This is a genomic window from Salmonella sp. SAL04162, assembly GCF_046551535.1.
GTDB classification, from domain to species: domain Bacteria; phylum Pseudomonadota; class Gammaproteobacteria; order Enterobacterales; family Enterobacteriaceae; genus Salmonella; species Salmonella enterica.
This window is the reverse complement of the sequence record NZ_JBGDVX010000045.1, coordinates 1-780: the sequence shown is the minus strand read 5'-3', so window position 1 is coordinate 780 and position 780 is coordinate 1. Positions and strand designations below refer to the sequence as shown.

Genomic DNA, 780 nt, shown 5'->3' with positions numbered 1-780 from the left:
TTCCCCCGGTTCGCCTCATTAACCTATGGATTCAGTTAATGATAGTGTGACGAGTCACACTGGGTTTCCCCATTCGGGTATCGCCGGTTATAACGGTTCATATCACCTTACCGGCGCTTATCGCAGATTAGCACGCCCTTCATCGCCTCTGACTGCCAGGGCATCCACCGTGTACGCTTAGTCGCTTAACCTCACAACCCGAAGATGTTTCTTGCGATTCATCATCGTGTTGCGAAAATTTGAGAGACTCACGAACAACTTTCGTTGTTCTGTGTTTCAATTTTCAGCTTGATCCAGATTTTTAAAGAGCAAAACTTCGCAGTGAACCCTTTCAGGTACACTCTGAAGTATTTTTTCGTAAACACTCACGAGATGGTGGAGCTATGCGGGATCGAACCGCAGACCTCCTGCGTGCAAAGCAGGCGCTCTCCCAGCTGAGCTATAGCCCCATCGTGTAGTCAGAACCTCTTTACCGATAATTTTTCCTGAGACAAGGCGTGGAATAACGAAGCATACATCAGTATGTGAGTTATTTCACAACGCAGTATTCAGGGAAAATTTGGTAGGCCTGAGTGGACTTGAACCACCGACCTCACCCTTATCAGGGGTGCGCTCTAACCACCTGAGCTACAAGCCTGTAGAGGTTTTACTGCTCGTTTTTCATCAGACAATCTGTGTGAGCACTGCAAAGTACGCTTCTTTCAGGTAAGGAGGTGATCCAACCGCAGGTTCCCCTACGGTTACCTTGTTACGACTTCACCCCAGTCATGAATCACAAAG

At 47.8% G+C, this 780-nt stretch carries 2 tRNA genes and 2 rRNA genes; all 4 read right to left on the bottom strand.

Features of this window, described 5'->3' with window-relative positions:
• Window positions 1–191 (bottom strand): 23S ribosomal RNA (locus tag ACLJRH_RS26220); the annotation flags it as partial.
• A 182-nt stretch (window positions 192–373) separates the two neighbouring features.
• Window positions 374–449 (bottom strand) — tRNA-Ala (locus ACLJRH_RS26215).
• Window positions 450–560: 111 nt separating this feature from the next.
• A tRNA-Ile gene (locus tag ACLJRH_RS26210) sits at window positions 561–637 on the bottom strand.
• A gap of 69 nt (window positions 638–706) precedes the next feature.
• Window positions 707–780: ribosomal RNA gene (locus ACLJRH_RS26205) — 16S ribosomal RNA — on the bottom strand; the annotation flags it as partial.